Genomic DNA, 7,192 nt, shown 5'->3' with positions numbered 1-7,192 from the left:
TGCTTATCCGGAACAAACTCGTGTCGTGGCACAGTTGCCATGACTTTTAATACGTTGTCATCCAGCCGGGATTTGCCCAGGACGGCACTGCTGGTATGCACATCATCCCGAATTTGTTCGATCAGTTCTTCACGTTGCTGCTGGAAATCGTCTGCCGCGAGCACTAAACTCGGACTCAGCCCGATAGACCATAGAATCAGCAACAAGATGCCAGTCGCCGTACTGGATACGTATCCCATATTCATCTTTCATCACTCCAGCCTGTTTAGCTTGGAAATAGCTCTTTTATTTCAAGATACTATGAAGAAATCAAGGGTCAGACATTATTAATCGAGTATGTCTGAATCGCCACTAATTTACCAGACAGCTTTCAGCCATTTAAAATCAAAAGGCCAGTGACTGAGCTCTTGATGTGACGCTTTAAACAAGCGGCTGTAGTTTATACTGCACGGTATCTTTTACTGGATACGTTTGAGCGATAAAAACCGAATAATGAAAATACCAAAACAAATTCAACCACTGGTTGATGACGGCTTAGTGGATGAGGTGATTAGTCGCTTAATGAGTGGCAAAGAAGCCGATGTCTATGTCGTGAGATGCGGTGATGAAATACGCTGTGCCAAGGTTTATAAAGACGCGGTCAAGCGTAGCTTTAAAAAAGCTGTTCAATACCAGGAAGGACGAAAAGTACGTAACAGTCGCCGGGGCCGGGCGATGGAAAAAGGTTCTAAATTTGGTCGTCAGCAGCAAGAAGAAACCTGGCAAAATGCCGAAGTCGATGCGCTGTATTTGCTTGCCAGTGCCGGTGTGAGAGTACCTCAACCCTATGATTGCATGAATGGCGTGTTATTGATGGAGTTGATAACGGATGAGGAAGGTGATGTCGCGCCTCGTCTCAATGATGTATCCATGTCTGCCGAGCAAGCTATCGAAGATCATATGATGGTCATGCATTCTGTGAAGAAAATGCTCTGTGCAGGTTTAGTTCATGGCGATTTATCAGAGTTTAATGTGCTGGTCGATGCCTATGGCCCGGTGATTATCGATCTCCCTCAGGCGGTGAATGCGGTGGCAAATAATAATGCACAAGCGATGCTAAGTCGTGATGTGCAAAATATGACGCGTTATTATGCTCAATTCGCACCAGAATTACGCAAAACACACTTCGACAAAGAAATATGGTCACTATTTGAGAATGGCGAATTACTGCCAGACACAGAACTCACCGGCCTGTTTGAAGAAGACTCGCAAGCCGCGGATGTGGATGGCGTACTGCTGGAAATCAAAGCGATACTGGCGGAAGAACAGGAAAGACAATTGTGGTTACGGGATAAAGATGACTAAGGTTTAACCATAATAAATTGAGAAGAAATCAAGTTGGATGACCCTTGATTTAATTTGATTCCGTAAATTGATGTAATAATTTAATTAAAATCTTATCGCTACATGGATGTAACGACATGGCAAGACTTTGCCGATTTGTGCTATCTGAACTAACGCCCTTACATTAATCGTTAGCGGTCAAAAAGTATGAATATAGAACCAATCGAATTGAATGATGAAATTGAGACACTTTTAGTAGGTGAAGAGCTTCCAATTTCAGACCTGCACAGTTCAAATCAGACGCAATTTTTCAGGGGGTGCGAAGGTGTGCACATCATAGGTGTTGTGGGTATAGAAATATATGAAAATGTCGGCTTATTACGTTCTTTGGTAGTGGAAAAAGGTTGTCGCAAAGCGGGCTACGGCAAACAATTGGCGGCTAAGGCAGAGACATGGGCATATGAAGGAAGTATTAAATCCCTTTACCTTCTCACAACAACGGCAGCCGGTTTCTTTTCACAGCTCGGTTACCAGGTAATTCCTCGAACTCAAGCTCCGGTTTCTATAGCAAATACTGCTCAGTTCGTTGGCTTATGTCCGTCGTCGGCTACCTTTATGTACAAGGAATTGAATGCTAACAATCTAATTCAGCCGACCGTTAACGTATCGGTTGATTAGGACGTTAGCTTTCCGGGGCAATACTGGAATATATGGGCCATGAAAGACTCTAAGAAGTTTTGGGACAAATCTGCAGAAAAGTATATTAAAAGTCCCATTAAAGATGAAGCTACGTATCAGCAGAAACTGGCAATTACCCAAGAATTCCTGAGACCGGATTGTAAGGTGCTAGAGTTCGGTTGCGGCAGTGGTGCCACCGCAATTTTTCATGCGCCTTATGTGGAACATATTGTTGCTACGGATATATCTGACAAGATGATAGAAGCGGCTCAGAGAAAAGCGATCCAAGCAGGAGTAAAGAACATGGTTTTTCAGCAGGGTACATTAGACAGTCTAACTTTCCAAAATGAGAGTTTCGACGCTGTGTTGGGACTAAATGTGTTGCATCTTTTGGAAGATGTAGATGGTGCGATTGCTAAAGTTTATCGACTTTTAAAAAACGATGGTGTTTTTGTTTCAAGTACGTCGCTAATAGCAGAAATAAATTTATTTTTTCGATGGCTGATCTCTGGCATGCAGTTCCTTGGTTTAGCACCTTATGTCAGTCGATTCACAAAGCGCCAGCTTATTTCCAAATTGTTGGAGTCAGGCTTTACAATTGAACGTGAATGGCAGACTAGCCATGAATCGGTATTCATAGTCGCTAGAAAAGGCTAGTTAAGACGTTGGGTTAAAGCTAACAATCAGCTGTTATCGACCCTTCGTTGTTGGGACGGCCTTTCCGCCACTTCGCGGCACAAGTCTGCCCTAAAAATCAAGGGTCAGCCAACTTGATTCATAATCATGTGATGTGAGTTCCTTTCTTTAGAAATTTGATCTATTGTTAACTTTGCATGTTTCGTGGAGATTGGTCCATGGCTGACTCCTTGATTTCGATATCAGAACAAACGCGTCAAAGGCGATGTTCATAGCTCGCATGCTTTATGCGGACGTTATTAACCTCTATTAACAGAAGAGACCCCATGAGCAGTAGTGATGCCTTTCCCAACGAAACCCCAGCAGATGACCAAAATATCTTTGAAAGTATTTCCAGCCGTATGTCCGGCTTTCTGTATCGTTGTCGCATGGACGATGACTACACCATGCTGAACATGTTCGGCAATGTGCAGGAGCTTACCGGGTATAAACAACAAGACTTGGTTGGCAACAAAGCTAACTCGTATGTGAACCTGATCCACGAAGAGGATGCGCAGTCTGTCGATGATGCCGTCGCGGCAGCTATTGAACAGCATAAAAACTGGGATGTTGACTACCGTTTAAAATGCAAAAAGGGTGAGCCCATTTGGGTGAATGAAAAGGGTGGCCCGGTCTTTGACGATGACAACCAAGTGGCGTTTCTGGAAGGTGTGGTGACTAATATACAGGCCCGGAAAATGCAGGAACTGGAACGTCAATCCAGAATGGAAGAAGTCGAAAGCCATAGCTCGGATATCGTCAAACAAACGCACACCATTTTGGATATGCTGAAAACCCTGCGCCTGCTTAGCCTGAATGCCAGTATTGAGGCCGCTCGGGCCGGAGATGCCGGTCGAGGTTTTGCTGTCGTTGCAGAAGAAGTAAAAAAGCTGGCCGAGCGTACGGGTCAGGCCACCGCTGAAATCACCCGATTGACCAAAGAACTTGACGCACTGCTTAAGTAATCTTCGTCCAGGTAGAAAATACACCTATACATAATCGAGTGGGAAGCGGTCTTTCAGAATAGACAACGATCGATAACTTAGCATCTTAATGTTTATCTATAGTTTTGGCCCCATTGATTGTATTGGAGAATGTTGCGTTGAATGTAGGAATTTATATTTACCAAAACGCAGAAGTTCTGGATTTTTCTGGTCCTTTTGAGGTTTTTTCGACGGCAAGCAGGTTATCTCATCCGAAAAACATCTTTAATACCTTTCTGGTATCGGAGGAAAATCATCCGGTGATTGCCAGGGCAGGCTATAGCATCAATGCACAATACAGCTTTGCAGATCATCCCGGAATCGATTTGTTGATCGTTGCTGGCGGGCTTCATGAAGATGAAGTTGCAAAACTCAATGTCATTAATTGGATATCCAGTACGTCTGAAAACGCAAAGATTGTGGCATCTGTATGCACTGGTGCTTTTCTACTCGCTGAAGCCGGGCTGCTTGCTAACTTAAACGTCACTACTCATTGGGCGGATGTTACGTCTCTTCGAACTTCCTATCCTGATCTGACCGTTGTTGAATCTCAGCGTTGGGTAGATGAAGGGAGCATTGTTACTTCGGGTGGTATTTCAGCAGGTATCGACATGAGTCTTCATTTAGTTTCGAGACTTTCCAGCATAGAGCTGGCAGAAAAAACAGCAAGGCAAATGGAGTATGAGTGGTGTAAAAACGCATAACAAAAGCAGTTAAGATGGTGCGAAAAAGTAGCTGTCTGTTGAAACGATGTTTGGTTAAATTGTGTGGTGGGAAGTAATGAAAATCACTCGTTTGAGAAGTTGGCAATGGCAGAAAATAAAGCGGTTACTGACATTTTGCAAAGAAATGCAGAAAAAGGATTACCCTGTGGCACACAGAGCTTTATGGAGAAGCTTGAATAAATGGCAAAAAGTTCATTAAATTACCGGGCCTCGCAGCAGACCGATGAAAAAATAAAAGGGAAGTTTCCCCTTAACAATAAAAACCACCACATAAGACCATGTATGAAAGTAAAACAAATTGTATTTTTTGCACTAATTATATTTAACCCGGGTTTTGTCTATGCAGATAGTCTGGATTGCTATTTACCATCGATGAAAGATGGTGAAGTGCTGGAGAAAATGTCTATATCACGAAAAGACGAGTCCATCTCTGTTTATCATGTATTGTCTGAACGAACGTATCGAAAAGCTTCCAGTAACGAAAGATTTGTTCTTTATCATCATTATTCAGTGCCGGTTGAAGAGTTTCCCAATGGAAAAATGATTCAAATTGAATCAGCTTATTCTTTAGTGCTTATGCGCAGTAATTTTGAAAACACTGAGTATAGTCCAGATATTTTGATTGTTGATTGGGATGCAGGGAAGATAAAAACTGGCAGTCCATATCCCGATAAGTTCACTACACGTTGGAAGTGCATTGAACCTTAGGGCTTGTTGATCTTTCGTTTCCGCCTCTGTTGTGAGCTGAAAAAGCGTCAATCAAGGCACGAGGAACGCTTTTTGTAGTTGTTCTAAATAAGTGACGAGCAACGCAGACCGGCGCTTTTTCAGTCACAACCTGAAGGGCTGGGACTATTTTTGCGCCCACCTGCGTTGTCAATCACTTATGTAGGAAGGCTACACGGGGTGATTTCCGCCTTGTCGGACACAAAAATAGTCGCCAGCAGTGGTGGAGACGAAAGATCAACAAGCCCTAGAACTTAAACAAAGGAGAGTTGAATTATGCGTCACAAATCACTGATGGCTATTGGAATTATTGGTTTGAGTGCCATCAACGTAATGACAAGCGCTCATGCACAAACGAATCAGATTAACTGGTCTGGATTTTATGCAGGCGGCAGCCTGGGGGCTATTGATGGGCGTGCCTCATTTGATGCTGCTACCGCTGATGATTTCCCAGGATCGTATTTTTCGTCTCCCGATGCTGATCAAATCGCCTCGGAGTCAGATAACAGTCTTTCACAATCCAAATTAACGGCCGGTTTATTCGGTGGCTTTGGCAAACAATATAACCACTGGTACTTAGGCATTGAGACCAACATTAACAGTTTCGATTTTGATGAAACAACTACCTCCGGGGCGGTTTATGAGTCAAATCCAGTGAGCGAATTTAGACATGAGATGACAGTAAAGTCTGATTGGCAAGCGATGTTACGGTCTCGTGTAGGCTGGGCTGAGAGAAATTGGCTGGCCTACTTGACGGCCGGTGTTGCTGTTTCACGCTTTAGCCTGGATGCCTCTTTTTCAGATGACCTGCTTGCGGGTGCCGCTGGTCATGATTCAGAAAGCGAAACTAAATTTGGTTGGGTGGTAGGCCTTGGCGGTGAATATGCATTGAGCGAGAACTGGAGCATTCGCGGTGAATATCTGTACGCCGATTATGGAAAAGTGGATACCAACGCCGCTGTGAATAACGCATCGTTTCCTGTTTTGAGTAATAACCTTAAAAGTTCAGTCGATCTCAAGACTCAGATACTGTCTTTAGGTGTTTCTTATCGTTTCTAAAAAGAGATGATATTCCTATTTTTAAAACCCAAAAGAGAGTTTTTGAACTATAAAGATCCAAACTTAGGGTCAGTATAGAAACGCAAAAACGGCGTTTAACGCTGACCCTAAGTTGTCATTGGATAAATGATGTCCAGGTAAGTGTAATCAAACACCAAGCTGTTTGATAATGGCTTCCCCAACAGCGTGGGCACTGGCAGGGTTTTGACCTGTAATCACACGACCATCCTCAATAACAAATACTTGCCATGGTTGTACTTTGGTGAATTTTGCCGATTTTCTGGTCAACGCTTCTTCAAGCAAAAAGGGAATGGCATCAATGGTGCCATAATCTATTTCTTCTTCACGGGTAAATCCCGTTACAGATTTACTGGCAAGCAGTAATTCACCTGAGGAAAGTTTAATAGGCAAAAGACCTGCTGGCCCATGGCATACCGCGCCAAGAATGCCACCATTTTCATAATGGGTTGCAGCTAGCTTGGCAAAGCTTTCATTGGTGTGTAAATCTGACAGCAGACCAAAACCACCTGGGTAAAAAATCGCATCGTAATCAGCAATGTTCAGTTGCGATACAGGGATTGTGTTGTTAATACGGTTCTGAAAATCTTCATTGCCTAATACATCGTTATTGATTGCATCATCCTCAACATCGGTGCCATAAATAGGTGCTTTGCCGCCTTTAATAGAAGCAATATCATAATCAACCCCATGCTCCATAAAGACATGGATCGCATGGGTTAATTCGGGTGAGTAGGTTCCATTCGCCTGATCTGTATTTCCAAGAGTGGCGTGGTTAGTTACGGGGATTAATATTTTTTTCATGATTATTCCTTTCTGATAGATAGTGATTTGAATGCTTTTTGTTTTAACACGATGTCACTTTAAAATATTTCTCTAAAGTTGATAATCCATTGTTTTTGATAAACACTATTGCTGTATAGCAATAATAGGGTGTGGCATGGAGAGTTTTGAAGGAATCATTGAGTTTGTGGCCGTTGCTGAAAGTCATGGGTTCTCAGCAGC

The 7,192-nt window shown here is 43.1% G+C and carries 8 protein-coding genes and 1 pseudogene; 7 read left to right on the top strand and 2 right to left on the bottom strand.

Annotated features, from left to right (window positions below; genetic code table 11):
* Window positions 1-245 (bottom strand): annotated as a pseudogene (locus B3O33_RS01805) (protein-L-isoaspartate O-methyltransferase); the annotation flags it as partial.
* Between the two features lie 247 nt (window positions 246-492).
* Between B3O33_RS01805 and B3O33_RS01800 the strand changes: the two are divergent.
* From B3O33_RS01800 to B3O33_RS01770, 7 genes are all read left to right on the top strand, one after another.
* Window positions 493-1,344 carry a PA4780 family RIO1-like protein kinase gene (locus tag B3O33_RS01800; RefSeq protein ID WP_292362163.1) on the top strand — a complete coding sequence of 284 codons (852 nt, stop codon included), beginning with the start codon at window positions 493-495 and terminating at the stop codon, window positions 1,342-1,344.
* A gap of 186 nt (window positions 1,345-1,530) precedes the next feature.
* Entirely contained in the window at window positions 1,531-2,001 is a 471-nt protein-coding gene (arsN2, locus tag B3O33_RS01795; RefSeq protein ID WP_292362164.1) for an arsenic resistance N-acetyltransferase ArsN2, read from the top strand.
* A 39-nt stretch (window positions 2,002-2,040) separates the two neighbouring features.
* Entirely contained in the window at window positions 2,041-2,658 is a 618-nt protein-coding gene (locus tag B3O33_RS01790) for a class I SAM-dependent methyltransferase (RefSeq protein ID WP_292362165.1), read from the top strand.
* Between the two features lie 305 nt (window positions 2,659-2,963).
* On the top strand, window positions 2,964-3,641 hold the full coding sequence (locus B3O33_RS01785; RefSeq protein WP_292362166.1) for a methyl-accepting chemotaxis protein: 678 nt from the start codon (window positions 2,964-2,966) through the stop codon (window positions 3,639-3,641).
* Window positions 3,642-3,778: 137 nt separating this feature from the next.
* Window positions 3,779-4,363 carry a DJ-1/PfpI family protein gene (locus B3O33_RS01780; RefSeq protein WP_292362167.1) on the top strand — a complete coding sequence of 195 codons (585 nt, stop codon included), beginning with the start codon at window positions 3,779-3,781 and terminating at the stop codon, window positions 4,361-4,363.
* Between the two features lie 201 nt (window positions 4,364-4,564).
* Complete coding sequence (locus tag B3O33_RS01775) at window positions 4,565-5,092, top strand: hypothetical protein (protein WP_292362168.1); 528 nt, start codon at window positions 4,565-4,567, stop codon at window positions 5,090-5,092.
* A gap of 294 nt (window positions 5,093-5,386) precedes the next feature.
* Window positions 5,387-6,169 (top strand): outer membrane protein, encoded by a 783-nt coding sequence (locus B3O33_RS01770; protein WP_292362169.1) that lies wholly within the window; start codon window positions 5,387-5,389, stop codon window positions 6,167-6,169.
* Between the two features lie 147 nt (window positions 6,170-6,316).
* Here B3O33_RS01770 and B3O33_RS01765 read toward each other — a convergent pair whose 3' ends face one another.
* Window positions 6,317-6,991, bottom strand: coding sequence for a type 1 glutamine amidotransferase domain-containing protein (locus B3O33_RS01765; RefSeq protein WP_292362170.1), 675 nt, complete (start codon window positions 6,989-6,991; stop codon window positions 6,317-6,319).
* Window positions 6,992-7,192 lie beyond the last annotated feature (201 nt).

Origin of the sequence: Methylophaga sp. UBA1464 (assembly GCF_002325665.1) — a bacterium.
GTDB lineage: Bacteria > Pseudomonadota > Gammaproteobacteria > Nitrosococcales > Methylophagaceae > Methylophaga.
This window is presented reverse-complemented; position numbering and strand designations above follow the sequence as displayed.

Bases quoted from the DNA above. Each gene is read 5' to 3' on its own strand.
- arsN2 (WP_292362164.1), top strand. From the start codon at position 1,531: ATGAATATAGAACCAATCGAATTGAATGATGAAATTGAGACACTTTTA.
- B3O33_RS01790 (WP_292362165.1), top strand. From the start codon at position 2,041: ATGAAAGACTCTAAGAAGTTTTGGGACAAATCTGCAGAAAAGTATATT.
- B3O33_RS01765 (WP_292362170.1), bottom strand. From the start codon at position 6,991: ATGAAAAAAATATTAATCCCCGTAACTAACCACGCCACTCTTGGAAAT.
- B3O33_RS01770 (WP_292362169.1), top strand. From the start codon at position 5,387: ATGCGTCACAAATCACTGATGGCTATTGGAATTATTGGTTTGAGTGCC.
- B3O33_RS01800 (WP_292362163.1), top strand. From the start codon at position 493: ATGAAAATACCAAAACAAATTCAACCACTGGTTGATGACGGCTTAGTG.
- B3O33_RS01775 (WP_292362168.1), top strand. From the start codon at position 4,565: ATGGCAAAAAGTTCATTAAATTACCGGGCCTCGCAGCAGACCGATGAA.
- B3O33_RS01785 (WP_292362166.1), top strand. From the start codon at position 2,964: ATGAGCAGTAGTGATGCCTTTCCCAACGAAACCCCAGCAGATGACCAA.